Here is a 1082-nt window from a genome sequence, read left to right on the forward strand (position 1 = left end):
ATAACAACGGCATCACTGATTCCTTCTACATCCCTAATTCTTTCTTCAATCTCTCCCAATTCAATTCTAAACCCTCTAATTTTAACTTGTTCATCTATTCTACCTAAATATTCAATATTTCCATCTTCATTCCAACGAGCTAAATCTCCCGTTCGATAGATTCTCTCATTTGGTCTGTAAGGATTAACTACAAATTTTTCAGCCGTCAGTTCTGCTCTGTTTAAATACCCTCTAGAAACACCTGAACCACCAATACATAATTCTCCCGGCATACCAATTCCACATATACTCTTGTTATTCAAAATATATATTTGAGTATTGGCAATTGGCTTTCCTATCGGAATGATTTCTCTATTATCTTTCCCGTTAAATCGATATGAAGTAGCTACAACCGTAGCTTCAGTTGGACCATATAAATTGTTTATATTGTCTATACTTGCCCCTGTTATCTCCTCATACTTCGCTATCAGATCACTAGTAAGTGGTTCAGCTCCTAAATATAGTCTTTCAAACTGCTTTAATTCATCCGCTTTTCCATTTTTTTCTGCATATTCCAACAACATTCTGAACATTGATGGTACTAACAGAGCTTGCTTTTTCTCTAAAAGAGTTAATAACTCTCTAGGTTCTTTGTTTTGTACTTCAGAAATAATTAACAGTTTTCCTCCTGATAAAGTAACAGGGAAAATTTCCCAAACTGAACCATCGAAGATATAGTTTAAATTTTGAAGAACAACCGTATCTTCTCCATACTTCCCTTCATCAATTTGCCAATTAGATAGATTCATTACATTCCTATTTTCAACCATTACACCTTTCGGTGTTCCTGTTGTACCAGAAGTATAAATGACATATGCCAAACTATCTGGTTGAGAGATAGGAACTGGGTTTATCTGATCCTCTTCACAATTTGTAAGATTAACAAGTATAGTTGAAGCATCTATATGATCTACTATACTTTGATTACCTTCACCCACTAACAATACTTTTGCCTTACTATCGTTCAACATAAAATTAATTCTCTCTACCGGATATTCTGAATCAATTGGTAAATACGCCCCACCTGCTTTTAGTACACCATA

Annotated in this window: 1 protein-coding gene; it reads right to left on the reverse strand. The window is 34.6% G+C overall.

Going from position 1 to position 1082, the window contains the following annotated elements; all coding sequences use genetic code 11:
* Positions 1–1082: amino acid adenylation domain-containing protein (locus tag DN392_RS30130; RefSeq protein WP_149238253.1), on the reverse strand; the 1082-nt coding region annotated here is incomplete at both ends.

Origin of the sequence: Bacillus sp. BB51/4 (assembly GCF_008368845.1) — a bacterium.
GTDB lineage: Bacteria > Bacillota > Bacilli > Bacillales > Bacillaceae_G > Bacillus_A > Bacillus_A wiedmannii.